This is a genomic window from Phytomonospora sp. NPDC050363 (assembly GCF_040655735.1).
Classification (GTDB): Bacteria; Actinomycetota; Actinomycetes; order Mycobacteriales; family Micromonosporaceae; genus Phytomonospora.
The window spans coordinates 326083-349732 of the sequence record NZ_JBFAKK010000001.1 but is presented as its reverse complement, the minus strand read 5'-3'; the positions used below and the strand labels follow the sequence as shown (position 1 = coordinate 349732).

The window sequence follows — 23650 nt, the reverse complement described above, 5'->3', positions numbered from 1 at the left end:
GGTAACGTTCGCAGGGCCGGCGAGCGGAGTGAAACAACCATTCCCGCCACGACTTACAATCTGTGGTTGTGGATGTGTCGAGCCGCCGGCTGCGCTACTTCGTGACCCTCGCCGAAGAGCTGCACTTCAGCCGTGCCGCCGCGCGGCTGTTCCTCACCCAGCAGGCGCTGAGCAAGCAGATCCGCGAGCTGGAGGACGAGGTCGGCGCCCGCCTGGTGCGGCGCACCACCCGCGCGGTCGCCCTCACCGAGGCCGGGGAGGTCTTCCTCGCCTCGGCGCGTGAGGCGCTCGCCGCCATCGGGGCAGGGGTCGACGCCGCCCGCCGTGTCCACCAGGGTGAAGCGGGGACGCTGCGGCTCGGGTTCGTCATCGGCGCCGCGCTGGAACTGACCACGCCGCTCCTGCGGGCGTTCGCCGAACGGCATCCGGGGATCACCCTCGACATGCACGAGTCGGGGTTCGGCGACCCCACGGCGGGCCTCGCCGACGACCGCTCCGACGTCGCCCTCATCCGCCTGCCGGTCTCGGCGCCCGACGTCGAGTCGCAGCCGCTGTTCACCGAACCGCTCGTCGTCGCCGTCCCCCTCGGCCATCCCTTCGCCGCGCGCACGGAGGTCACCGCCACCGAGGTCGCCGCCGAGCCGATCGTGGCCGGACGCTGCGACGATCCGCTGTGGTTCGGGTACTGGACGCTCGAAGCCCACCGCGACCCCGCGCTCCCCCGTCGCGTCGTGCGCAGTTCCTCGCAGAGCGAGGAGCTGGAGATGGTCGCCGCCGGTGTGGCCGTCGCCGTCACCGTCGCGGGGATCGAGCGCTACGCCGGGCGCGGTGGGCTGCGGTACGTGCCGATCACGGGCGTGTCCGGCTCACGGCTGGCCGTCGCCTGGCGCAAAGGCCGCAGAAGCCCGGGTGTCGCGTGGTTCGCCGACGTCGCCAGGGACGTGCGGGAAGCCGAGGCCGGGATCGTGGGTTTGATCGAGGGGACCTCGACGGCCGACGCGAGGCGGTAGGGGGCGGTGGGAGAGGCCGGCCGGTGCGCCGGTCACCTCCGCACCCCCTGCGCCCGCACCGCCGCCTCCACCCCGTCCAGGATCACGGTCAGCCCGGCGTCGAAGGTCGCGTCGAGCTGCCGCTCCCACGACCACTCCCTTCCCCCGCCCCCCGCCGCCGTTTCGCGGCCGAGGCGCACCGACAGGGGGAAGCGCTCGGCGAAGTCGGGCGCGACCTCGTCGAGCATGCCGGACCGCTCGCGCCACCAGTCCTCCTGGGTCGCGGCGGCCAGCGCGGTCTCGGCGATCGTCTGCGCGAAGCCGCGCACATAGTGGAACAGCGAGCCGACCACGCCCCGCAGCACGTCGGCGGGCAGCCCGGTCGTGAAGAGCACGTCCAGCAGTGTTTCCAGAACCGCCTGCTCGTTCGGGCCCAGGACCGCGCGGGCGTAGGAGACCTGGAGCACCCAGGGGTGCCGCAGGTAGAACTCCTTGAGTTCGGCGACCCACGACAGCACTCCCGGCCGCCAGCCGTCCTCGGGCGGGCGCGGGCCGCCGAGTTCGGCATGCGCCCGGTCGTACATGAGATCGAGCAGCTCGGCCTTGCCGGGGACGTAGGTGTACAGCGCCATCGACGTGCGGCCGAGCCGCTCTGCGACCGCGCGCATCGACAGGCCGGCCATGCTCGCGGTGTCCGCGACGGAGATGCCGGCCTCGACGATGAGGTCGACGCTCAGTCCCGGCTTCGGCCCCGGCGTCGCGGTCGCCCTGTCCCCGGCGGGGGCCCACAGCAGCGACATGGACACGGCGGGGTCACCCTGGCCGGCGAGGTTACTCACGATGCGAACTCCTTATGCCATAAGCTATCGTTTCCTTAAGGCCTAAGGAATTATAGGAGGAGCGCGTGACCACCGCCGAACTGCACGACGGGAACACCGTCGAACTCACCGTCCAGGGCACGGGACCGACCGTGCTGCTGCCCGTCGACCCCGCGCCCGCCGACCCGGCGAAGGCCGAGGAGCTGCGCCGCTGGGGCATGGACCCCGAACTGGGCCGCACCCTCGTCAACGGGCTCGCCGACGTCTTCACCGTCGTCGCCTTCCCTTACGAAGCCCACGTCATGGCCCACCCGAAACCGGCGACGCTCACGCCGGCGAACATCGCCGCCGACTTCCTCGCGGTCGCCGACGCCGCCGGCGCCGCGCGCTTCGCCTACTACGGCTACTCCTGGCTGGCCCTCAGCGGACTCCAGCTGGCCCTGCGCACCGACCGGCTCGACGCGCTCGTCATGGGCGGATTCCCGCCGCAGGGCGGGCCCTACGCCGAGATGCTCCGGGTCACCAACGCCACCCACGACATGTCGGGCGGCACACCGAAACCTCCCGCCGCCCCCTCCGGCGGCGAGGAGTTCGACTGGTCGGCCGCCGAGGTCACCTTGAGCAAGGACCAGACCCGCCAGTTCGTCACCCTCTACGAAGCCCTCGACGGCTTCGACGACCGCGCAGCACAGTCCCGGCTAACCTTGCCGCGCCTGTGCTTCGCAGGTTCGGCCGACACCATCGTCTACGGCGAGAAGTGGGGCGGCGTGACCGTCGACATCGCCGGGGCGACCAACACCAACAGGCCGAGCCTGGAAGCCGCCGGGTGGGAGGTCGAGATCCTCGACGGCCTCGACCACACCGCGGCCATGCAACCGGGCAACGCCCTGCCGGTCCTGCGCCCCTGGCTGGAGGCGCGACTCACGGGGTGAGCGGGCCCTTCACCGGGCGCGACCGGACGCCCCGCGCCCCGACCCGGAGACGAGGACAGCAGGCAACGCCACGCCCTTCCTGCGAACGTCCAATGTGATGTTCGAGCTGTGTCACTTTTAGACTAGTTTATCGGATTTGCACCTCAGATGCCCTATGGTCGAATTGCTCACATACCGTCCCGAGACGGAGGAGCCTGAGGAGGACTCGTGACAAGACGGCTTTTCGGACAGCTTCGAGGGCATGAGAGGGGGCTGCGCGCCGGCGGTGGTCTCGCCCTGGCCATCACTGGGGCGATCGTCTTGATCTTCGCGGTCCCGAGTGCGCAGGCGATCGGCACGGCGGTCGGTCTCGGCAATGCGGACAGCTACTCGGTGCTCGGCGGCCAATCCGTCACCAACACGGGCCTGTCGGTCCTGTCCGGAGACCTCGGTGTCAGCCCGGGCACCTCGATCACGGGCTTCCCGCCCGGAACCGTCCTGGGAACCGTGCACCCGACCGACGCTCACGCCCTCCAAGCGCAGGCGGACCTCACCACGGCGTACAACAACGCCGCGGGACAGGCGCCGGACGCCAACATCGCCGTCGACCTCGGCGGGCTCACGCTGGCGCCCGGCGTCTACAAGGCGGACGGCGCCATCGGGATCACCGGAACGCTGACGCTCGACGGCGAGGACGATCCGAACGCGGTGTTCATCTTCCAGATCGCATCCACCCTGATCACCGCTCCGAACAGCACGGTCGCCCTCATCAACGGGGCGCAGGCGTGCAATGTGTTCTGGCAGATCGGCAGCTCCGCCACACTCGACACCGACACGACCTTCGTCGGAACGATGATGGCGTTGACGTCCATCACCGTCAACAACGGATCCAGCGTCCAGGGACGCGCTCTCGCCCGGAACGGGTCGGTCACTCTCGACACGAACGTCTTCACCGACGCCACATGCGAGGGCCCGTCTCCGAGTGGCAGCCCGTCGACGAGCGTGAGTCCGTCACCCAGCACCTCACCGTCGCCGAGCGGGAGCCCATCACCCAGCAGTCCGGCGCCCAGCAGTCCGGCTCCGAGCAGCCCGGCACCCAGTAGCCCGGCACCCAGCAGCCCGGCACCCAGTAGCCCGGCACCGAGCAGCCCGGCACCCAGCAGCCCATCACCGTCCATCAGCGCCAGCCCGACGACGAGCATCAGCCCGTCGGGTTCGGTACCGGTGACGCCCAGCGGTTCCGGCCCGGGCGGGCCCGGACCCAGTGGGTCCGGACCGGGTGGACCCGGTGGACCGGGTGGCCCGGGTGGACCCGGCGGCGATAACGGATCGGGGCCGGACATGCTTCCGGTGACCGGGGACCCGATGAACCTGCCGTTGATCATGTCCGCGCTCGCGGCGCTCGTCGTGGGAATCGCGCTCGTGGCGACCAGCGTGCGGCGCGGTCGTCGCGACGAGGCCTGACCGAACGGCAGGGGTGAACGGCACGACCTCTCCGTCGGCGGCGGAGTGGATGCACTGACGGGGTCCTCCAAGGGACTCTGGAGACGCCGCGGTCAGCCGACCGCGGCGTCTCCGTTCGAGCGCCGGCCGACTCTTTGAAAGAACGGCGGCCGTCAGACGACGGTGCGGGCGGTGGCCCGGCCGCTCGCGGGCGAGTGAGTGGCGTTCCAGCCCGCGGTGATCGTCTGACCCGCGGGCAGCGTGAAGGCCCGTGCCCGTCCGTGGACGAGATGGTGCTTCGCGCCGGTTCCGCGCTACGCCAGGCCTCTCACCATCGTCACCGCCGTCGGCCGCCTCTCGGTCACGACGAAGCCCTCGCCCGTGTAGAGCCGCAGCGCGGGGTTGTCGTCGTCGACCGCGAGGGAGATCCGGGCGTGGCCGGTCCCCCGCGCCCGCGTGATCAGTTCGCGCAGCAGGACGCGCCCGAGCCCTTCGCCTCGCCGTTCCCGCACCAGGCCGATGGCCAGTTCCGGTACGTCGTCGGCGATGTAGCCGTAGGCGGGCTCGGCGGCGGTGAACAGTCGCGCCCAGCAGGCGCCGACGGGACGTCCGTCGGCGTCGACCGCCACCACGCCCAGGTCGCCCGCGCGCTGCCAGCCCTCGACATATCGCGCGGCCTTCACGTCGGCGAGCGCGCGCCTCTCGCGTTCGGGGTCGGGTGGGCCTTGGTGCCGCCAGTCGGCGGCTTCGACGAGCATGTCGGTGAGGAAGGCGGCATCGAGGCCGTCGGCGGACCGGAGTGTGGCGTCCATGGGGACGATCTTGGCGCGGAGGCGGTCCGGCGGCAAGTGCGCTCCCGCCGGCCGGGAGTCCGGCCGGCGGGTGCGGGTGCGGTCGTCAGACGACGGTGCAGGCGGTGCCGTTGAGGGTGAAGGCCGACGGTTCACCGGTGTTGCCGGTGTGGGTCGCCTGGAACCCGATGTTCACCGAGGCTCCGGGCGCGATCGCGGCGTTGTAGGAGGCGTTGCGGGCGGTGACCTGACCGCCGGCCGGGGAGTAGGCGGCGTTCCAGCCCGAGGTGATCGTCTGCCCGGCGGGCAGGGTGAAGGCCAGGGCCCATCCGTTGACGGATGTCGCCGCGGTGTTGGCGATCGTGACGCTCGCGGTCAGGCCGGTGTTCCAGGAGCTGACCGTGTAGGTGATCCGGCACGCGCCGGCCGGCGGCGGGGTGGTTCCGCCGTCGAGGCCGAAGAAGGCCAGCACGGCCGCGGCCATGCCGCCCTGCGGCAGGTTGTGGCCGGTGTTGGCGACGCTGATCGCCTCGACGGGAGCCGTGGTCCCGGTGCCGCCGTATCGGGTGCGGGTCCAGTTCGGCTGTGGACTGTCCGTGTAGGACGGTGTCTGGCCGACCCCGTGGACGTTGGTCCACTGCTTGATCTCCTCGCCGAAGTTCGGGTAGCGGAGGATGTCGTCGAGGGTGCCGTGCCACAGCTGCATGCGGGGCCGCACACCGGTGTAGCCGGGGTAGGCGGCGCGGGCGAGGTCTCCCCATTCCTGCGGGGACTTGCTGATCTGGCCGTTGGCGCAGGCGCTGTTCCAGCCCGAGCCGTCGGTGGTGGCGAAGCAGGCGAAGGGGACGCCCATGAAGGCGGCGCCGGCCTTGAAGACGTCGGGGTAGTCGCCCAGCAGGACGTTGGTCATCATGGCGCCGGAGGAGGCTCCGGTGGCGAAGACCCGCGCGGGATCGGCGTTGTAGGTGCGCAGGACGTAAGAGACCATCGACACGATCCCGACGGGGTCGCTGTCGCCGTTGTGGCGCAGGGCTCCCGGGGAGGACACGTCGAAGCACGCGCCCGAGCGGGTGGCCGAGGGATATACGACGATGAATCCGCGCTGGTCGGCCAGCGCGGCGAACTCGGTGCCGGAGTGGAACGCCGGGCCTGAGCCGGTGCAGTAGTGGATGGCGACGAGGACGGCCGGGCGGGTCGTGACCGAGTCGGGCACGTAGAGGTGCATGCGCAGGCCGGTGGGATTGGCGCCGAAGTTCGTGACCTCGGTGAGCGCGGCCGCCGAAGCGGGCGAGGAGGTGGCGGCGACGATGCCGCCGGTTAACAGGACGGCGGTGAGCAGTCCGCGCAGAAGCGCGCTGATGCGGTGCATGGTGACTCCCGTCGGTCGGCCGGGACGCCCAACACGTCCGGCACGGGGAACCGGATGGAAATGTTTCACATCATCCTCTGAAATGTTTCTCAGAGCAAGGGGCCGGTGCTCTCCCGGACCACGAGGGTCGTGCCGAGCTCGACACGGTGCTCCTCCGGCCTTCGGCCGGCCGCGAGTTCGGCGACGAGGTCGACAGCGGTCGCGCCCATGCGAAACAGCGGCTGCCGGACGGTGGTCAGCGGAGGACCGGCCCAGGCGGCGAAGTCGAGATCGTCGAAGCCGACCACGCTCAGCTCCTCGGGGACGCGCACGCCGGCCTCGCGAGCGGCCCGGTAGACGCCCATGGCCTGCAGGTCGTTGGCGCACACGATCGCCGAGGGCGGCTCGGGCAGGGCGAGCAGCTCGCGGGCGGCGCGCAGGCCGCCTTCGACGTAGAGGACTTCCTCGCGGATCAGCTCGGCGGGCACTCCGGCGGCGTCCATGGCAGCGCGGTGCCCGTCGAGGCGGGCTCGGCAGCACGGCCATCGGACGGGGCCGCCGACCGCGGCGATGCGGCGGTGGCCGAGGCCGAGCAGGTGCCGGGTCGCCGACAGTCCCCCGGTCCAGTTCGTCGCGCCGACCGATGGCGTCTCGTGCAGAGGTTCCCCGGTGGGATCGACGACGACCAGGGGTATCTCCTGCGTGGCGAGCCGGGACTGCTGGGCGACGGTGAGTTCGGAGAACACGGCGACCACCCCGGTCGGCCGGCGCGCCAGGATCTGCTCGGTCCAGGCCTTCTCCGGGGTGAGGCGGCCCTGCATCTCGGTGAGCAGCACGGCGAGGCCGTGCGCGCGGGCGGCGTGCTCGACCCCCCGGATGATCTCCAGCGCCCACTGGCTCTCCAGGGCGTGGAAGACGAGTTCGAGGACCGCGGCCGGCGCGACCTCGGGACGGCGGTAGCCCTGTTCGCGCAGGACCTCCTCGACGCGTTCGCGGGTCGCCGGCGCGACGCCGGGCTGGCCGTTGACCACGCGCGAGACGGTCGGCGCCGAAACCCCGGCGAGCGCGGCGATCCGCGCGACGGTGAGGTCGCGGCGGCCGGAGGTCATCGGCACAGTCTAGGTCCCGCGCGCGGCCTGAGCGTCGTGCTGAGGTCGCCGCGCGGGCCGAGGCGCGGCGACCTCCCGCTGCTAGCCGCTGTACCTCGCCCGCAGCTCGCGCTTGAGGACCTTGAGGCTCGGTCCCAGCGGGAGCTCGTCGACGAACTCGACGCGCCGGGGGTATCGCAGGGGCCCCAGGCGGTCGCGGGCCCATTCCACCAGCGTCTCGGCCTCACGCTCTTCTCCCGCCGGGACGACCACCGCGCAGATCTCCTCGCCGTGGACGGGGTGGGGCAGGCCGATCACGGCGACCTCGGCGATCTCGGGGTGGCGCAGCAGGACGTCCTCGACTTCACGCGGGTAGACGTTGAAGCCGCCGCGGATGACCATGTCCTTCTTGCGGTCGACGACGGCGACGAAGCCGTCGGCGTCTCGGGTGCCGAGGTCCCCGGTGCGAAACCAGCCGTCCACAAGCGATGACGCGGTGGCCTCGGCCAGGTCGAGGTAGCCCGCGAAGACGTTGTGGCCGCGGATGACGATCTCACCGAGTTCCCCCGCCGCCAGGAGTTCGATCTCCTCCTCGAGATCCGCGCGGGCGATCTCGACGTCCACGCCCCAGACGGGATGGCCGACCGTGCCGACACGGCGGCCGAAGACCGGCTGGTTCACCGTCGCCGTCGGCGAGGTCTCCGAGAGGCCGTAGCCCTCGTAGACCTCGGTGCCGAAGCTCTTCTCGAAGCGTTCGAGAACCGGTCCCGGCAAGGATGCTCCCCCCGAGATGCACAGGCGCAGACGCGGCAGCTCGGAGGCGTCCTCGGCTGCCGCGCTGAGGGCGTGGAACATCGTCGGCACGCCGTGGAAGATGGTCACACCCTCCTTGATCATCAGCGCGATGGCCTCGGCTGCCTGGAAACGCGGCAGCAGGACCATCGTGGCGCCGAGGCGGAAGGTCGCGTTCATGCTGACCGACTGCCCGTAGGTGTGGAACAGCGGCAGCGCGCCGAGCGCCACGTCGCAGCGGCGGACGTCGTGGCAGTCGAAGGCGTTCACGGTGGCGTTCATGACGAGGTTGAGGTGCGTGAGCACCGCGCCCTTGGGCACCCCGGTCGTCCCGCTGGTGTAGAACACCACGGCCGGGTCGTCCGGCGCGCGGCTGACATGGGTGGACGGCGGCGGGGTCGTCTCGGCGAGGTCTTCGAGCCGCCCGTCGACGCCCGGCGCGCTGGCCGGCGGCCCGATCGCCATCAGGCGGACCCGGGCGGCGATCGCGGCCTGCGCGCCGCCGGCCAGGACCGCCGCGTGGCACAGCAGGAGCTTCGCGCCGCTGTCGCGCAGGACGTGCGCGGTCTCCTCCGGCCCCATCAGCAGGTGGATCGGGACGACGACCGCGCCGGCGGCGAGGATCGCGTAGTAGGCGCGCGGGAACTCGACGGTGTTGGGCGCCATGAGCGCGACCCGGTCACCGGGCCGCACGCCGAGGGCGGCCAGAGCCGCGGCCTGCCCGCGCGCCTGCAGCCACAGCTCGGCGTAGGACAGGCGCCGCTCCCCTTCGATGACGGCGGTGTGGCCGGGGCGGCGAAGCGCCGACTCGGCGAGGATCGAGGCTAGGGAAAGGGTGGCCATGGGCGGTGACTCCTTTGTGGGCGGTAGCGGAGCTAGCTCGGTTCCTGGCCGAGCTTGGTGTAACCGCGCAGGAGGTCGCGCGAGATGATCAGGCGCTGCATCTCGTCGGTGCCCTCGAAGATCCGGAACAGGCGGACCTGCCGGTACCAGCGCTCGATCGGCAGTTCGCGCGTGTACCCCATGCCGCCGTGGATCTGCATCACGCGGTCGACGACGTTGTTGACCATCTCGGCCCCGTAGAGCTTCGCCATCGCCGAGGCGTGGCGTGGATCGCCGCCCTGGTCGACGATCCACGCCGCGCGCAGGATGAGCAGGCGCGCGGCCTCCAGCTCGACCTCCGAGTCGGCGATCATCCACTGGATCGCCTGGTTGACCGCGATCGGCTTGCCGAAGGTCTCGCGGTTCAAAGCGTGCTCGATGGCCATCTGGAGGGCGCGCTCGGCGATGCCCAGTGCCGTCGAGGGGATCAGGTACCGGCCCTTGCCGATCCACTCCATGCCCAGCTTGAAGCCGGACCCGACCTCGCCGAGGATGTTCTCGGCGGGCACCCGGACGTCGTCGAAGATCAGCGAGGCCGGGCCGCCCTCCCCCATGGTCTGGATGAACTCCGAGGTCCAGCCCATGTCGCGGTCGACGAGGAAGGCGGTCGCGCCCTCGCGGGCGCCCTTCTCCTTGTCGGTGACGGCGATGACGATGGCGAAGTCGGCCTCGTTGCCGCCGGTGATGAAGGTCTTCTCGCCCTTGAGGATCCAGTCGCCGCCGTCGCGACGCGCCGAAAGCTTGATGTTGGCGGCGTCGGAGCCGGCGCCCGGCTCGGTGATCGCGAAGCAGGAGCGCCGCTCGCCGGCGATCGTCGGCAGCAGGTACTCGCGCTTCTGCCGCTCGTCGGCGTAGAACAGGATGTTGTCGGCGTCGCCGCCGAACACGAAGGGCACGAAGGTGCGGCCGAGCTCGGTGAAGATCAGCGACTGCGTGATCGCCGGCAGCTCCATCCCGCCGTACTCCTCGGGCGTGGCCAGACCCCAGAAGCCGAACTCCTTCGCCTTGAGCTGGAGTTCGCGCAGCTCACCGGGTTCGAGACCGGGCTCGTGCCGCCGCTCCCGGCGCAGCACTTCGGCTTCGAGCGGCCGGACCTCCTTGTTGACGAAGTCGCGGACGGTGTCGCGGATCGCGCGCTGCTCGAATGTGAGGGAGAAGTCCACGGTCGCAAAGCTCCTTCGGGCGGCGCCGGCGGCTGCGCCGGCGCGGGTGCGGCCGCTGGAAACGCGGCCAGGGTCATCGGGGCCGAGGGCACGGCGGAGCCGCGCGGCATCGAGCCCACCGTCGCAGGGAGGCTAAAATTAGCAGTGCTAATTTCGGATGCTAGTCCTCGACGGCGGTCCTGGGAAGACCCGATGGCAGGATGAGCCGTCCGAACCCGTGATCGCGAGAGGAGCCTGCCGTGGGCCGACCCCGCCGGCCGCTGCTCAGCCGCGACCTCATCGTCACCGAGGCGCTCGCCCTCATCGACGCCGAAGGCCTCGACGCCGTCTCCACCCGGCGCCTGGCGACGGGCCTCAAAGTGAGCGGACCGGCCCTCTACAACCATTTCGGCACCAAGGACGAGATCATCGACGCCGCCGTCGACACCGTGCTGTCCGAAGTGGACATCAGCGCCTTCGCCGGTCTCGGCGACCGGGGCGACTGGCCCGGCGCCCTGCGCGAGTGGGCGCGCTCCTACCGCCGCGCGCTCGCGGCGCACCCCAACATCGTGCCCGCGCTGGCCGTCGGATTCGGACGCCGGCCGAACGCCCTGCGCATCGCCGACGCCGTCTTCGGCGGACTCGTCGCCACCGGCTGGCCCAACGGGCAGGCGACCCGGGTCGGCGCCATCATGCGCTACTTCGTCACCGGTTCGGCGCTCGGATCCTTCGCGGCGGCCTTCCCCGACGACGCGGGCCTCTACAACGGCGCCTATCCGCACCTCGACCAGGCGCACCTGCTCGCCGAGGCTCGCGAGCGCGTCGACGACAGCGCCTTCGAGATCGGCCTCGACGCGCTCCTCCACGGCCTTGCCGCCCGGTACGCCCAGCTGACCGCGCCACCGGAATAGGGTCCACGCGATACGGTTCGCGTGTCCGCACTGGCATCCACGGGAGGAGTCCGGCCGTGTCGAAGCACGCCGACATCGCGCGCGAACTGATCGCCCAGAACACGTACATGGCGCTGGGAACCGCCGACGCCGCGGGCGAGCCGTGGGTCAGCCCGGTCTTCTACACCCCCGACGGCCACCACGACTTCTACTGGGTGTCCTCACCCGAGACACTCCACTCGCGCAACATCGCGGTCCGCCCGCGAGTGGCCATCACCATCTTCGACTCCCGGTGCGCGATCGGCACGGCGGAGGCGGTCTACATGTCCGCCGAAGCCGCGCCCGTGCCGGACGGCGAGCTGGCGGCGGCCGTCGGCCTCTTCAACGCGAAACTGCCCGAGGGCAGGCGCTTCGGCCCCGAGGAGCTGCGCGCACCGGCCTTGTTCCGCCTCTACCGCGCGACCGTACTGGAGCACTCGATCCTGATCAGGGGCGGCGATCCCGAGTTGGGGCCCGCTCACGACTCGCGCCTGACCGTACGGCTGCCCTGAGCCGTCACAGTCCCTTGAGGAAGGCGGCCAGGGTCTCGTCGTAGGTCTGCGGGCGCTCCATGTTCGGGTAGTGCGCGGCGTCCTCAACGAAGACCGAACGGCCGTCGGCGACGGTCTCCACGAGCCGTTCGGCCGTGCCGATGTGATCGGCGGAGTCCGCGACTCCGTGGACGGCGAGCACCGGCACCTCGATCCCGGCGGCGCGCTCCGTCAGCCGTGTATCGGCGAAGTACGGCCGCTGGTGCCGGCGCCCGTGACGACCACGGCGGTGACCAGCTCGGGGTACTCCAAGGCGGTGTCGACGGCGATGCCCGCGCCCATCGAGATCCAAAAACTTTCCATTCTGGCAAGTTTGCAATATTGGCAAGCTTTGCTACGTTGGTGTCATGGCGACCGACGACGGCGAGGCCACCGGCCTGCGCGAGCGCAAGAAGCGGGAGACCCGCCTGGCCTTGAGCCGGGCCACGATCCGGCTGTGCGTCGAACGCGGATGGGACAACGTGACGGTCGATGAGATCGCGGCGGCCGCCGACGTCTCGGCGCGGACCTTCCGCAACTACTTCTCGGGCAAGGCCGAGGCGATCGCCGCCGGCCACCTCGACCGTGCCATGCGCATCGCCGACGAACTGCGGGCACGCCCGGCGGGCGAGCCCCTGTGGGACGCCATCGTGATCGCGGTGCGGTCCCAGTTCGCGCCGGACGTCCCAGACGGCACGCCCAGCCCGGAGGACCGTCGCTGGCGCGAGGCACTGCTACTGGTGCTGAGCGAACCCGCCCTGCACGGCGAGGTCCTCAAGGCCAACGCCGCCGCGCAGGAGGAGCTGGCCCTGGCGATCGCCGAGCGCACCGGCCTCGACGCGTCGCGGGACGTGTACCCGAGACTGGTCGCCTCCGTGGTCGGCGCGGCGAGCGCGGTCGCGGTCGAGCACTGCCTGCGCGCCGATGCCTCCATGCCGCTCGAAACGCTGCTGCGCGAGGTGTTCGCCGCCGTTACCTCGGGCCTTCCGGTCCCCTAACCCATCATCTTCGGCGAGTCAGCCCGGCGTGGTCGCCGGGCTGCCCCGTCGTGCCCATTTTCAGTGAGAGGAGCAGACCATGACCGTCGACGTCGTCATCTCCGGAGGCGGGCCGAACGGCCTGATGCTGGCCTGCGAGTTGGGTCTGGCCGGGGTTCGCCCGATGGTGCTGGAGGAGCTCACCGAACCGAGCGCCGAACCGAAGGCGAACGGGCTGCTCGGTCAGGTGGTCCGGCTGATCGACCGCCGCGGCCTCCATGAGCGCCTCGGTGGTGGCCCGCGTCCGCCGAGGGCGAACTCGGCGTACTTCATGTTCGGGGCACTGGGTCTCGATCTGAGTCTGCTCGACGAGAGCCCGCTGTTCGGGCTCGCGGTGCCGCAGCGGCGGATCGTCGAGGTGCTGGAGGAGCGCGCCCTCGAACTCGGGGCCGAGATCCGGCGCGGGCATCGGGTCACCGGTCTCGCTCAGGACGCCGGCGCGGTGAGCGTCGATGTGGACGGTCCGGAAGGAGGCTACCGGCTGCGTGCGCGGTACCTGGTCGGCGCCGACGGGGCGCACAGTGTCACGCGCAAGTTGTCCGGCATCGGGTTCCCGGGGGTCACGCACGATCGCTCGACTCTGCGCTCGGCGCACGTGAGCCTGCCCGCCGACTGGATCGACGCGGCCTCGGGCGCCTTGAACGTGCCCGGCCACGGTCCGGTCCGGCCGTTCCTGCCGCACCGGACCGAGCGCGGCGGCTTCTCCTACGCGCCGCTTCCGGGCCACCCCCCGCTGATCTCCACCACCGAGTGGGACGGCCCCGGCGGCGAGGATCCGATGACCCTCGGCGAGCTGCGGGCGAGCGTGGGGCGAGTGCTCGGCGCCGACGTGCCGATCGGCCCGCCGGAGGGCGCGGGACCGCATGCGCTGCGCCGTCTGCACGGCGGCAACACGCGCCTTGCCGAGCGCTTCCGTGACGGTCGTGTGTTCCTGATCGGCGACGCCGCCCACATCTTCGCCTCCGGTGGCGGCCCGGGCCTCAACCTCGGTCTGCAGGACGCGGTCAATCTCGGCTGGAAGCTCGCCGCGGCCGTCGGCGGAACCGCGCCGGCGGGCCTGCTGGACACCTACGAGCCCGAGCGGCGGCGGGCGGCCGGGCGCATGGTGATGAACGCGCGGGCGCAGTCGGCGCTCATCGCGCCGGGCGCCGAGGTGACCGGGCTTCGCGAACTCTTCGGCGAACTGCTGACCGACCCGGGGACCGTCCGCCGCCTCGCCGAGCTCACCGCCGGGGCCGACGTCCGCTACGACATGGGCGACGAGGGCGCGCATCCGCTCGTCGGGACCTTCGCGCCGGACCTGGAGCCACCTGCATCCGGCGGGACGGCCCGACCGGCCGAGCACAGCGCCACCGGGCGGCCCCTGCTGATCGACCTGACCGAGGACGGATCGGCCGCGGCCGCGATGGCGTCGGCGGACGGGCGCGTCGAGGTGGTCGCCGGCGGAGCCGTCGGCGGGCAGGCTTTCACGGCGATGCTCGTTCGGCCCGACTCCTATGTGGCGTGGGCGTCGTCGTCGCCACGTCCCGGCGAGGCCGAGTTGAAGGCCTTGCGCGCGGCCGTCGAGCGATGGTTCGGGTGATGCCGCCGGCGCGGTCTCTCAGACCGTCCGGGGCACGGCGGGGGCACAGGGGTGCGTGTCGAGTCCCCATGAGGACACCCATTCCAGCGTGATCTCGATCCGGTGTCGGGCCGTGCTCTCGTTCCATTCGCCCCGACAGCGCGAAAGACCATGGAACACTGCACTCAGGCCCGGCAGGTCGCGGGCGCTCTGCCCGTTCGGCTCCTGTCACGCGGGCCGCATCGCGCCCACAGTGGAGGCAGGGGGGAGAACCGGCTTCAGCCGGTTCCACAGCAACACAGGAGTGCCCGTGAAGGCCATCGTCCAAGATCGCTACGGACCACCCGAACATCTCCGCTACACCGATGTCGCCGATCCCGTCGCCGACGGCGACAAGGTCCTGGTGAAGGTCGCCGCGGCCTGCCTCAACAAGGCCGACCTCATCTTCATGCGCGGCCGGCCGACGCTGATCCGCCTCGCCGTCGGCCTGAAGCGGCCGCGCACGCTCATCCTCGGCCGGGCCGTCGCCGGCACGGTCGCCGCCGTCGGACCGGACGTCACCGCCTTCGCCGTCGGTGACGAGGTCTTCGGCGAGGTGGACCAGAAGGGCTTCGCCGAGTACGTCGCGACACCGCAGAAGCACCTGGTGGCCATCCCTCCCGGAGTCGGCTTCGCGCGGGCCGCGACGCTCCCCGTCGGCGCGTCGACGGCGCTCCAGGCGCTGCGCGCCGCCGGAGTCGCCGACGGCCACAGCGTCCTCGTCAACGGTGCCACCGGATCGGTCGGCACCTTCACCGTGCAACTGGCCAAAGTGCTCGGTGCCGGCGAGGTCACGGGGGTGTGCAGCACGCGCAACACCGAACTCGTCGCCTCCCTGGGCGCCGACCGCGTCATCGACTACGCGCACGAGGACTTCACCCTCGGCAAGGAGCGCTACGACGCCGTCATCGACATCGCGGGCAACCACTCCGTCAGCGCGATCCGGCGGGTCCTCACCGAACGCGGAACCTACGTCTCCGTCGGCGGGAACCCCGACAGCTTCGCCGGTCCCTTCCCCCGGGTCCTCGGGATGCTGGCGACCTCCCCGTTCGTCAAGCAGCGGCTGCGTCCGCTGGCCGCCGGCCGCGACAACGCCGACCTCGCCCATCTCGCGGGCCTGATCGCCGAAGGCAGGCTCGAACCCTTCATCGAGAAGACCGCCGCGCTCGCCGACACCGCCGCGGAGATCGGCCGCACCGAGACCGAGCACGCGCGCGGGAAGGTCGTGCTGACACCGTGATCGGGAGGGGAGGCCGTCGCCGGTCTCCCCTCCCCCCGCCTCAGGCCGCGGCGATCCGGATCGTGTTCCACGACAGCGGCGGCAGCGTCACCTCGACGCGGCCGGCCTCGACGCGCACGTCCTTGTTCGACTGCGGCGTGACCCTGTCCGGCTCGGCCATCGTGTTGCGCGCGTGCCGATCGGGGTCGGCAAGGGTCGAGCAGGTGACCGCTCCGTGCGGTCCGCCGGCCCGAAGGTCGACGGTCAAGGTCAACGGCCGCGCGGTGTCACGGTTGACGGCGAACACGGAGGTCGAGCCGTCCTCGCAGGCGACGGCGGTGGCGTGCAGCAGCGCAACGGTGCCGTGCTTGGCGGTGTCGTGCTCGGGACTGTCCACATTGACCGTCAGAACGCGCCCGCGGCCGTACCGGGACGCCTCGGCGAACGGGTGGAAGATGGTCTGCCGCCAGGCGGGCCCGCCTGGTTCGGTCATGATCGGCGCGATCACGTTCACCAGCTGGGCGAGACAGGCGGCGGTGACCCGCTCGGCGTTGCGCAGCAGGGTGATCAGCAGACTCCCGGCGACCACGGCGTCGGTGACGCTGTAGACGTCCTCCAGCTGACGCGGCGCGACCTGCCACGGCTCCTCATGCACGCCTTCGGCGTGCCAGCGGCCCATGTACCAGACGTTCCACTCGTCGAAGGAGATGTTGATCCGCTTGCGGCTCTTCAGGCGCGCACCGACCGCGTCGGCCGTGGCGACCGCGCCCGCGATGAAGGACTCCATGTCGGCCGCCGAGGCCAAGAAGCTGTCGACGTCACCGTCGGTCTCCTCGTAGTAGGCGTGCGCCGAAATGAACTCCACCGACTCGTAGGCGTGCTCCAGGACGGTCGCCTCCCACTGCCCGAAGGTGGGCATGCTCCGACCCGAACTGCCGCAGGCGACCAGTTCGAGGCCCGGATCGATCATCTTCAGCGCGCGGGCGGTCTGGTCGGCCAACCGCCCGTACTCCTCGGCGGTCTTGTTCCCGATCTGCCAGGGACCGTCGAGCTCGTTGCCCAGGCACCACAGACCGATACCGTAGGGTTCGGCGTCGCCGTGCGCCCGGCGCAGCTCGGACCGGGCGGTCCCGCCGGGGATGTTGCAGTACTCGGCGAGCGCGATCGCCTCGGCGACTCCCCTGGTGCCCAGGTTGAGGGCCATCATGGGCTCGGTGCCGGTGGCACGGCACAGGCGGATGAACTCGCCGAGGCCGAACTGGTTGGTCTCGACGGTGCGCCAGGCGAGGTCGAGCCGGCGGGGGCGTTCGTCCTTCGGGCCGACGCCGTCCTCCCAGTCGTAGCCGGAGACGAAGTTGCCGCCGGGGTAGCGCAGCATGGTGGGCCCGAGTTCGCGGATGAGGTCGAGGACGTCGGTGCGCAGGCCGTCGGTGTCGGCGGTGGGGTGGCCGGGTTCGTAGACGCCGGTGTAGACGCAGCGGCCGAGGTGTTCGACGAAGGCGCCGAAGATGCGCGGGTCGACCGGGGCGGACGGGGCGGTGGGGTCGAGGGTGAGGCGTGCGTTGTGGGGTGCCGGCATGGCGTTGGCCTCCTTGGCGGGTTGTTCGGCATCGTCTCGGTTCGCTTCGGCCGCACCGGCGCCGGGTCCCCTTGGCGAGGTCTACTCCCCGGTCACCCCGTCGATGCTCTCGCGGAGGAGGTCGGCGTGGCCGTTGTGCCTGGCGTACTCCTCGATCATGTGCAGGAAGATCCAGCGCAGGCTGGTCGGCTGCCCTGCGTGGTCTTCGAAGACGTGGTCGAGCGCGTATCCGTCGGCGGTCTCGCGGGCGAATACGACGGCCGCGCGGTAGCGGTCGAAGGCTTCGGCGGGGTCGGCGTGTTCGGCCTCGTCGAGGTCGACGCGGGGATTGTCCTCGGATCCGTAGAAGGGGAGGTCCGCGGCGTGGTGAAGGACCACACCGAACCAGTAGTGCTCGACGTCGGCGAGGTGGCGGACGAGTCCGAGCAGGCGGAGGCTCGACGCGTGCACCGGCGCCGTCCGCAGTTGCTCGGTGTCGAGGCCGGAGCACTTGTGCAGCAGCGTGTCGCGGTGGTAGTCGAGGAAGCTCTCCAGCATGGCGCGTTCGCCGCCCGCTTGCAGTGGCTCCGCGCGCCGGACCTGGGGTGCGGTGAAACTCATGGCGGGAGTCTAGGGTCGCCGTCCGACAGTGCGGCGCGCTCGCGTGGAGGCTTCGACGCGTTCGCCGGGCACTCACGTCCGGCGCCGCCCGATCGCGCGCTGGAGGACGATGAAGGCCAGCAGCAGCGCGCCGACCACGATCTTGGTCCACCAGGAGTTCAGGTCGCCCTGGAAGTTCACGATCGTCTGGATGACACCGAGTACCAGGACGCCGAGGACGGTGCCGAGAACGAAGCCCGATCCTCCGGTCAGAAGGGTCCCGCCGATGACCACGGCGGCGATCGCGTCGAGTTCGGTGCCGACGGCGTGGAGGCTGTAGCCGGAGAGCATGTAGAAGGTGAACAGCACGCCGCCGAGCGCGGAGCACAGTCCGCTGATGGCGTAGACGGCGATCTTGGTCCGCGCCACGGGCAGGCCCATCATCAGCGCGGGCTGCTCGCCGCCGCCGACGGCGTACACACCGCGCCCGAAGCGCGTGTAGTGCAAGACGACGAAGGCGACGGCCACCACGGCCAGGGCGATGAGCATGCTCACCGAGACGAACAGGTCCTCGCCGAGCCAGACGCGGGTCTGGGCGAGGTCGGTGTAGACCGGGTCGGTGATCGAGATGGAGTCGATGCTGATCAGGTGGCACAGGCCCCTGGCCAGGAACATCCCGGCGAGGGTGACGATGAACGGCTGAACCTCGAAATAGTGGACGATCGCGCCCATGCCGGCGCCGGCGAGCGCGCCGACGGCCAGGACGAGCGGGATGACCAGCGCCGGTGGCCAGCCGTGCACGGTGACCAGCCAGGCGGAGATCATCGTCGACAGCGCGAGCATGGCCCCGACCGAGAGGTCGATCCCGCCGGTGAGCAGGACGAAGGTCATCCCGACGGCGACGACGAGGAGGAAGGCGTTGTCGATGAAGAGGTTGAGGAGGACCTGCGGGTGCCCGAAGGCCTCGTAGCGGACGGCGCCGGTGGTGTACATGACGGCGAGGAGCGCGAGGGTCGCCAAGACCGGCAGGTAGCGGCGGCCGGCGCCGCGGACGCCGGTGAGGACGGGGGCGAGTGCGGTCATGCCGGCGTCTCCAGGCTCGGTTCGGTGCGGTCGGCCGTCGCGGGCGTGGTCCGCGGTGCGCGGCGTCCGCGGAGGCGGGCGCGCAGTCGTGGGGACTGGATGAGGCACACGGCCATGACGACGACGGCCTTGAACAGCAGGGTCGTCTGCGGTGGTACGCCGACGGTGTAGATGGTGGTCGCGAGGGTCTGGATGATCAGTGCGCCCAGAACGGTGCCGGTCAGGTGGAACCTGCCGCCGGTCAGGGCGGTGCCGCCGATGACCACGGCGAGGATGGCGTCGAGTTCGATCCACAGGCCGGCGTTGTTGCCGTCGGCCGCCGAGACGTTGGAGCTGATCATCAGGCCGGCGACGCCGGCGCACAGGGCGCAGACGACGTAGACGGTGATGACGAGTCCTCGGGCGCGCACGCCGGTGAGGCGGGCGGCGGTGGGGTTGCCGCCGACGGCTTCGAGCAGCATGCCCAGGGCCGTGCGCCGGGTGAGGAGCGCGATGAGCGCGAAGACGCCCGCCGCGATGATCACCGACAAGGGGAGCGACAGCCAGTAGCCGCCGCCGATGAGCTTGTAGGGCGGGCTGTTGACGGTGATGATCTGGCCTTCGGTGATCAGCTGCGCGACACCGCGACCGGCGACCATGAGGATGAGGGTCGCCACGATCGGCTGGATCCCGAAACGCGCGACGAGCACTCCGTTCCAGGCGCCGAGGACGGCCGTCAGGGCGAGCGCGACGCCGACGGCGGCCAGGACGCCGAGGGTCTCGGCCTGGTCGGACTGGCCGGTGATGCGCAGGCAGGCCAGTGCCCCGGCGATGGCCACGACCGATCCGACCGAGAGGTCGATGCCGCCGGTGGCGATGACGAGGGTCATGCCCAGTGAGATCAGGATGAGCGGGGCGCCGAAGCGCACGATGTCGATGAGGCTGCCGTAGAGGTGACCGTCCTGCGTGCGGATGTCGAGGAAGCCGGGTGTGACGGCGGTGTTGACGCCGATGAGGACGAGGAGGACGGCGGCCGGCCAGAAGAGGCGGTGGCGCAGCAGGTTCATGCGCGTTCTCCCCCGGCGATGGTCTCCAGGAGACGGTCCATGGTGTACGTGCCGTCGCCGGTGGTGTCGGGGATCAGTTCGCGGTCGCGGACGACGGCGATGTCGTGGCTCACGCGCAGGACCTCCTCAAGCTCGGCGGATATGTAGACCACGGCCATGCCCTCGGCCGACAGGGACGCCACGAGGCGCTGGATCTCCGCCTTGGCGCCGATGTCGATGCCGCGGGTGGGCTCGTCGAGGATCAGCAGCCTCGGCCGGGTGATGAGCCAGCGTGCGAGGAGGACCTTCTGCTGGTTGCCGCCGGAAAGGTCGGCGACGCGGCTGTCGGGGTCGGCGGGGGTGATGCGCAGCGCGCGGATGTACTCGCCGACGAGGGCATCACGGCGGGCGGCGGGGACGGGCCTGGTCCAGCCGCGCGCGGCCTGGAGGGCGAGGAGGATGTTGTCGGCGATGGACAGGTCGGCGATCAGGCCCTCGGTCTTGCGGTTCTCGGGACTGAACGCGAGGCCGCGGGCGATGGCGGCGCGGGGTGAGCGCGGGGTCGCCGGTTCGCCGTCGACGGTGATGGTGCCAGAGGTCGCCCGGTCGGCGCCGAAGAGCAGGCGGGCGATCTCCGTGCGGCCGGAGCCGAGGAGCCCGGCGAGGCCGAGGACCTCGCCCTCGTGGACCGAGAGGTTGAAGGGTGCGATGGCGTTCCTGCGGCCGAGAGCCTCCGCGCGCAGCAGCGGCGGGCGGCGCTCCAGCGCGGCCGGGCTCGGTTTGGGCCGCTCGCCGATCTCGTCGAGGGCGGCCAGCTCCTTGCCGATCATGCGGGTGACGAGGTCGACGTGCGACAGTTCGGCGGTCGGGTACTCGCCGACGAGGCGGCCGTTGCGCAGGATGGTCGCGCGTTCGCAGATCTCGTAGATCTGGTCGATGAAGTGGGTGACGAAGGCGATCGCCACGCCTTCGGCCTTGAGGGCGCGCATGACGGTGAACAGCCGGCGCGTCTCGTCGCGGTCGAGGCTGGAGGTGGGCTCGTCGAGGATGAGGACCCTGGCCCGCAGGTCGACGGCCCGCACGATCGCGACGAGCTGCTGCACGGCCGGGGAGAACGCCGACAGGGGTTCGGCGACGTCGATGTCGAGGCCGAGTCGGGCGGTGAGTTCGCGAGCGCGGCGGCGCATGCGGCCGAAGTCGACGAGGCCGAAGCGCCTGGGTTCGCGTCCGATGTGGATGTTCTCGGCGACCGAGAGGTTCGGGCAGAGGTCGATCTCCTGGTACACGGTGCTGATGCCGGCGGCCTGCGCCTGCGCGGGCGTCGTGGCGGTGAGCGCTTCACCGTCGATGGTGATCTCGCCGGTGTCGTGCGGATGGATACCGGTGAGGACCTTGATCAGGGTGGACTTGCCGGCGCCGTTCTCCCCGACGAGGGCGTGCGCCTCGCCGGGGAAGAGGCGGAGGTCGACGCCGTCGAGCGCGGTGACCGCGGCGAATCGCTTGGTGATGTTGCGCATGGTCAGGACGGGTTCGAGTGGCGGCATCGCCTTCTCCTCTCGGAACTGGCGTTCAGTACTTGCGGTTGGGGAGTTCGGCGGCGGCCTGGTCGGCGGTGAAGACGCCTTCCTCGGTGAGGATGCGCTTGGGGGTCTGCTCGCCGGCGACGACCTTGTTGACGACGTCCATCAGCTGCGGCCCGAGGAGCGGATTGCACTCGACGACGACGTTGATCTTCCCTTCGGTCATGGCGACGAAGGCGTCCTTGACACCGTCCACAGAGATGATCTTGATGTCCTCGCCGGGCTTGAGGCCGGCCTCCTCGATGGCCTGGATCGCACCGAGGGCCATGTCGTCGTTGTGGGCGTAGAGCACGTCGATGTCCTTGTTGGCCGACAGGAAGGCCTGCATGACCTCCTTGCCCTTGGCGCGGGTGAACTCGCCGGTCTGGGAGGCGATGACCTTGAACTTGGGGTCGGCGGCGATGGTCTCGGCGAAGCCGGTCTGGCGGTCGATGGCCGGCGCCGATCCGGTGGTGCCCTGCAGTTCGACGATGTTGACCGGGTCGGTGCCGTCCCGGTACTCCTCGACGAGCCAGTTCGCGGCCCGTCGGCCCTCCTCGACGAAGTCGGAGCCGAGGAAGGTGACGTAGAGCGACTCGTCGGCCGAGTCGATGGCGCGGTCGGTCAGCACGACGGGGATCTTGGCGTCCTTGGCCTCTTTGAGGACGGTGTCCCAGCCGGACTCGACGACCGGCGAGAAGGCGATGACGTCGACGCGCTGCTGGATGAAGGACCGGATCGCCTTGATCTGGTTCTCCTGCTTCTGCTGGGCGTCGGAGAACTTCAGGTCGATGCCGGCCGCGGCGGCCGACTCCTGGATGGAGGCGGTGTTGGCGGTGCGCCAGGCGCTCTCGGCGCCGACCTGGGCGAAACCGAGGGTGATCTTGCCGGAGCCGCCGGCGTCACCGCCGTCACCACAGGCCGCGAGGGCGGCGGTGCTTAAGGCGAGAGCGGCCAAGGCGGCCAGGAACCGTGTGCGCACGGTGTCTCCTTTGGGCTCGAAGATGGCCGGCGGTGCCCGTGTGTCACTGGCGGGTCGGCACCGTTACGGCGCGGTTGCAGCCTAGTGTTAACGCTCACATCATCAGCGTCAAGAGGACCCCCAGGTCACAATTCGGCCACGGGCGGGCCATGTGAGCGCGCATGCGACAACTCGGGTCTGGTCGCCGAGAGCTAATCTAAAGCGGCAAGGACAGTCGCCCGACCACGGATGGAGTCGCGACGTGCCCCGACGGGAGCAGCGGTGACCGCCGCGCCGAAGGCCGAACGGCCGGCCGTGATGACCGACGTCGCCCGCCTGGCCGGGGTGTCGCACCAGACGGTCTCGCGAGTGCTCAACGGAAGCCCGCGCGTTCGCCCGGAGACCAGGGAACGCGTGCTGCGAGCCGTCGACGAACTCGAATACCGCCCCAACGCGATGGCCCGCGGCCTCGTGAGCAGGCGCTCGGGTGTACTCGGCGTCATCAGCTTCGACACGATCCTCTATGGACCCGCCTCGACCCTGCTGGGCATCGAGCGGGCCGCGCGGGCCGCCGGTTACGGGGTGAGCATCAGCGCGCTCGAACGCGTCGACCGCGCCAGCGTCCTCGAAGCCGCCGAGGCCCTGGCCGGACAGGGCGTCGACGGGATCATCATCATCGCCCCTCAGATGGCCGCCGCGGCGGCGCTCTACAACCTGCCGAAGGGCATGGCCGCCGTGGCCGTCGAGGCGGGGCAGGACTCGGGCCTGCCGTCGGCCTCCGTCGACCAGGTCACCGGGGCGCGCCTGGCCGTCCGCCACCTCCTCGAACTCGGGCATGACACCGTGTGGCACATCGCCGGGCCCGGCGACTGGCTGGAGGCCCGCGACCGCATCGAAGGCTGGCGGCAGACCCTCCTTGAGGCGGGGGCCGTCGTCCCGCCCATGATCGGCGGCGACTGGAGCGCCCGCTCCGGCTACGCCGCCGGCGCCGCCCTCGCCGCCCAGCCCGGCGTGACGGCCGTGTTCGTCGCCAACGACCAGATGTCCCTCGGCCTCCTGCGAGCCCTGCACGAGCAGGGGATCCGGGTGCCCGACGACATCAGCATCGTCGGCTTCGACGACATTCCGGAAGCCGAGTTCATGCTTCCCCCGCTCACGACGGTTCGGCAGGACTTCGACGAGGTCGGGCGCAGGAGCATGGCGACCCTGCTGCGCCTGCTCGACGGCGCCGCCGGCGAGGGCGAGGTGGCCGCGCAGGTCGTGCCGACGCTGGTGCTGCGGGCGAGCACGGCGCCGCCGCGACGGGGGTAGAGCGGGCTCAGGCGGGGCGGGGAAGGCCGGGGTT

23 protein-coding genes and 1 pseudogene are annotated in these 23650 nt (G+C 71.0%); 10 read left to right on the top strand and 14 right to left on the bottom strand.

Translation table 11 applies throughout. The features are described 5' to 3' along the window. Nucleotides 1-68 precede the first annotated feature (68 nt). The gene (locus tag AB0I28_RS01570; protein ID WP_357488723.1) at nt 69-1010 is read left to right on the top strand and encodes a LysR substrate-binding domain-containing protein; all 942 of its coding nucleotides are present in this window, start codon (nt 69-71) and stop codon (nt 1008-1010) included. Between the two features lie 32 nt (nt 1011-1042). Here AB0I28_RS01570 and AB0I28_RS01565 read toward each other — a convergent pair whose 3' ends face one another. Continuing rightward, on the bottom strand, nt 1043-1828 hold the full coding sequence (locus AB0I28_RS01565) for a TetR/AcrR family transcriptional regulator C-terminal domain-containing protein (RefSeq protein WP_357488722.1): 786 nt from the start codon (nt 1826-1828) through the stop codon (nt 1043-1045). A gap of 65 nt (nt 1829-1893) precedes the next feature. Here AB0I28_RS01565 and AB0I28_RS01560 point away from each other — a divergent pair, with 65 nt between their 5' ends. The 3 genes and pseudogenes from AB0I28_RS01560 to AB0I28_RS01550 all read left to right on the top strand — a co-directional run bounded on the left by AB0I28_RS01560 (nt 1894) and on the right by AB0I28_RS01550 (nt 4182). After that, nucleotides 1894-2739 carry an alpha/beta hydrolase gene (locus AB0I28_RS01560; RefSeq protein ID WP_357488721.1) on the top strand — a complete coding sequence of 282 codons (846 nt, stop codon included), beginning with the start codon at nt 1894-1896 and terminating at the stop codon, nt 2737-2739. Between the two features lie 207 nt (nt 2740-2946). Beyond that, nucleotides 2947-3609 (top strand): annotated as a pseudogene (locus AB0I28_RS01555) (ice-binding family protein); the annotation flags it as partial. Nucleotides 3610-4059: 450 nt separating this feature from the next. Continuing rightward, a complete protein-coding gene (locus AB0I28_RS01550) occupies nt 4060-4182 on the top strand; it encodes a hypothetical protein (protein ID WP_357489323.1) in 123 nt (40 codons plus the stop codon). A gap of 293 nt (nt 4183-4475) precedes the next feature. Here the strand turns inward: AB0I28_RS01550 and AB0I28_RS01545 are convergent, their stop codons facing one another. The 5 genes from AB0I28_RS01545 to AB0I28_RS01525 all read right to left on the bottom strand — a co-directional run bounded on the left by AB0I28_RS01545 (nt 4476) and on the right by AB0I28_RS01525 (nt 10225). Then, nucleotides 4476-4973, bottom strand: coding sequence for a GNAT family N-acetyltransferase (locus AB0I28_RS01545; protein ID WP_357488720.1), 498 nt, complete (start codon nt 4971-4973; stop codon nt 4476-4478). A gap of 85 nt (nt 4974-5058) precedes the next feature. Beyond that, on the bottom strand, nt 5059-6321 hold the full coding sequence (locus AB0I28_RS01540; protein ID WP_357488719.1) for a PHB depolymerase family esterase: 1263 nt from the start codon (nt 6319-6321) through the stop codon (nt 5059-5061). A gap of 89 nt (nt 6322-6410) precedes the next feature. Beyond that, the gene (locus tag AB0I28_RS01535) at nt 6411-7409 is read right to left on the bottom strand and encodes a LacI family DNA-binding transcriptional regulator (RefSeq protein WP_357488718.1); all 999 of its coding nucleotides are present in this window, start codon (nt 7407-7409) and stop codon (nt 6411-6413) included. Between the two features lie 81 nt (nt 7410-7490). Further along, nucleotides 7491-9023, bottom strand: a complete 1533-nt coding sequence (locus AB0I28_RS01530) for a long-chain fatty acid--CoA ligase (protein ID WP_357488717.1) — start codon at nt 9021-9023, stop codon at nt 7491-7493. Nucleotides 9024-9055: 32 nt separating this feature from the next. Continuing rightward, on the bottom strand, nt 9056-10225 hold the full coding sequence (locus tag AB0I28_RS01525; protein ID WP_357488716.1) for an acyl-CoA dehydrogenase family protein: 1170 nt from the start codon (nt 10223-10225) through the stop codon (nt 9056-9058). A 239-nt stretch (nt 10226-10464) separates the two neighbouring features. Here AB0I28_RS01525 and AB0I28_RS01520 point away from each other — a divergent pair, with 239 nt between their 5' ends. After that, entirely contained in the window at nt 10465-11115 is a 651-nt protein-coding gene (locus tag AB0I28_RS01520; protein WP_357488715.1) for a TetR/AcrR family transcriptional regulator, read from the top strand. Between the two features lie 56 nt (nt 11116-11171). Next, complete coding sequence (locus AB0I28_RS01515) at nt 11172-11645, top strand: pyridoxamine 5'-phosphate oxidase family protein (protein ID WP_357488714.1); 474 nt, start codon at nt 11172-11174, stop codon at nt 11643-11645. 4 nt (nt 11646-11649) lie between these two features. On the opposite strand, the gene AB0I28_RS01510 is transcribed toward AB0I28_RS01515, so the two are convergent. Continuing rightward, nucleotides 11650-11826, bottom strand: a complete 177-nt coding sequence (locus AB0I28_RS01510) for a hypothetical protein (RefSeq protein WP_357488713.1) — start codon at nt 11824-11826, stop codon at nt 11650-11652. Between the two features lie 29 nt (nt 11827-11855). Beyond that, nucleotides 11856-11987: a hypothetical protein gene (locus AB0I28_RS01505; protein ID WP_357488712.1), complete on the bottom strand. Its 132-nt coding sequence runs from the start codon at nt 11985-11987 to the stop codon at nt 11856-11858. Nucleotides 11988-12031: 44 nt separating this feature from the next. On the opposite strand from AB0I28_RS01505, the gene AB0I28_RS01500 reads away from it, so the two are divergent. The 3 genes from AB0I28_RS01500 to AB0I28_RS01490 all read left to right on the top strand — a co-directional run bounded on the left by AB0I28_RS01500 (nt 12032) and on the right by AB0I28_RS01490 (nt 15540). Further along, a complete protein-coding gene (locus AB0I28_RS01500; RefSeq protein WP_357488711.1) occupies nt 12032-12661 on the top strand; it encodes a TetR family transcriptional regulator in 630 nt (209 codons plus the stop codon). A gap of 79 nt (nt 12662-12740) precedes the next feature. Further along, a complete protein-coding gene (locus tag AB0I28_RS01495) occupies nt 12741-14282 on the top strand; it encodes an FAD-dependent monooxygenase (protein ID WP_357488710.1) in 1542 nt (513 codons plus the stop codon). A gap of 289 nt (nt 14283-14571) precedes the next feature. Continuing rightward, nucleotides 14572-15540: an NAD(P)-dependent alcohol dehydrogenase gene (locus tag AB0I28_RS01490; RefSeq protein ID WP_357488709.1), complete on the top strand. Its 969-nt coding sequence runs from the start codon at nt 14572-14574 to the stop codon at nt 15538-15540. 40 nt (nt 15541-15580) lie between these two features. Here AB0I28_RS01490 and AB0I28_RS01485 read toward each other — a convergent pair whose 3' ends face one another. From AB0I28_RS01485 to AB0I28_RS01460, 6 genes are all read right to left on the bottom strand, one after another. Continuing rightward, nucleotides 15581-17098, bottom strand: coding sequence for an alpha-N-arabinofuranosidase (locus AB0I28_RS01485; RefSeq protein WP_357488708.1), 1518 nt, complete (start codon nt 17096-17098; stop codon nt 15581-15583). An 81-nt stretch (nt 17099-17179) separates the two neighbouring features. Beyond that, nucleotides 17180-17698, bottom strand: coding sequence for a DinB family protein (locus tag AB0I28_RS01480; RefSeq protein ID WP_357488707.1), 519 nt, complete (start codon nt 17696-17698; stop codon nt 17180-17182). A gap of 72 nt (nt 17699-17770) precedes the next feature. Beyond that, nucleotides 17771-18760 (bottom strand): galactofuranose ABC transporter, permease protein YjfF, encoded by a 990-nt coding sequence (gene yjfF / locus AB0I28_RS01475; protein WP_357488706.1) that lies wholly within the window; start codon nt 18758-18760, stop codon nt 17771-17773. Continuing rightward, a complete protein-coding gene (locus tag AB0I28_RS01470; protein ID WP_357488705.1) occupies nt 18757-19806 on the bottom strand; it encodes an ABC transporter permease in 1050 nt (349 codons plus the stop codon). Before AB0I28_RS01470 ends, yjfF begins: the two co-directional genes overlap by 4 nt. Then, entirely contained in the window at nt 19803-21329 is a 1527-nt protein-coding gene (locus tag AB0I28_RS01465) for a sugar ABC transporter ATP-binding protein (protein WP_357488704.1), read from the bottom strand. The genes AB0I28_RS01470 and AB0I28_RS01465 overlap by 4 nt, the downstream gene beginning before the upstream one ends. A gap of 25 nt (nt 21330-21354) precedes the next feature. After that, nucleotides 21355-22326, bottom strand: a complete 972-nt coding sequence (locus AB0I28_RS01460) for an ABC transporter substrate-binding protein (protein WP_357488703.1) — start codon at nt 22324-22326, stop codon at nt 21355-21357. Nucleotides 22327-22623: 297 nt separating this feature from the next. On the opposite strand from AB0I28_RS01460, the gene AB0I28_RS01455 reads away from it, so the two are divergent. Continuing rightward, complete coding sequence (locus AB0I28_RS01455) at nt 22624-23616, top strand: LacI family DNA-binding transcriptional regulator (protein WP_357489273.1); 993 nt, start codon at nt 22624-22626, stop codon at nt 23614-23616. The last annotated feature ends 34 nt before the right edge of the window (nt 23617-23650 follow it).

What these genes read in the sequence shown, in the direction of transcription:
- AB0I28_RS01480 (WP_357488707.1), bottom strand. Translation starts at nt 17,698, where the DNA reads ATGAGTTTCACCGCACCCCAGGTCCGGCGCGCGGAGCCACTGCAAGCG.
- AB0I28_RS01465 (WP_357488704.1), bottom strand. Translation starts at nt 21,329, where the DNA reads ATGCCGCCACTCGAACCCGTCCTGACCATGCGCAACATCACCAAGCGA.
- AB0I28_RS01545 (WP_357488720.1), bottom strand. Translation starts at nt 4,973, where the DNA reads ATGGACGCCACACTCCGGTCCGCCGACGGCCTCGATGCCGCCTTCCTC.
- AB0I28_RS01505 (WP_357488712.1), bottom strand. Translation starts at nt 11,987, where the DNA reads ATGGAAAGTTTTTGGATCTCGATGGGCGCGGGCATCGCCGTCGACACC.
- yjfF (WP_357488706.1), bottom strand. Translation starts at nt 18,760, where the DNA reads ATGACCGCACTCGCCCCCGTCCTCACCGGCGTCCGCGGCGCCGGCCGC.
- AB0I28_RS01535 (WP_357488718.1), bottom strand. Translation starts at nt 7,409, where the DNA reads ATGACCTCCGGCCGCCGCGACCTCACCGTCGCGCGGATCGCCGCGCTC.
- AB0I28_RS01500 (WP_357488711.1), top strand. Translation starts at nt 12,032, where the DNA reads ATGGCGACCGACGACGGCGAGGCCACCGGCCTGCGCGAGCGCAAGAAG.
- AB0I28_RS01540 (WP_357488719.1), bottom strand. Translation starts at nt 6,321, where the DNA reads ATGCACCGCATCAGCGCGCTTCTGCGCGGACTGCTCACCGCCGTCCTG.
- AB0I28_RS01455 (WP_357489273.1), top strand. Translation starts at nt 22,624, where the DNA reads ATGACCGACGTCGCCCGCCTGGCCGGGGTGTCGCACCAGACGGTCTCG.
- AB0I28_RS01485 (WP_357488708.1), bottom strand. Translation starts at nt 17,098, where the DNA reads ATGCCGGCACCCCACAACGCACGCCTCACCCTCGACCCCACCGCCCCG.
- AB0I28_RS01470 (WP_357488705.1), bottom strand. Translation starts at nt 19,806, where the DNA reads ATGAACCTGCTGCGCCACCGCCTCTTCTGGCCGGCCGCCGTCCTCCTC.
- AB0I28_RS01550 (WP_357489323.1), top strand. Translation starts at nt 4,060, where the DNA reads ATGCTTCCGGTGACCGGGGACCCGATGAACCTGCCGTTGATCATGTCC.
- AB0I28_RS01495 (WP_357488710.1), top strand. Translation starts at nt 12,741, where the DNA reads ATGACCGTCGACGTCGTCATCTCCGGAGGCGGGCCGAACGGCCTGATG.
- AB0I28_RS01530 (WP_357488717.1), bottom strand. Translation starts at nt 9,023, where the DNA reads ATGGCCACCCTTTCCCTAGCCTCGATCCTCGCCGAGTCGGCGCTTCGC.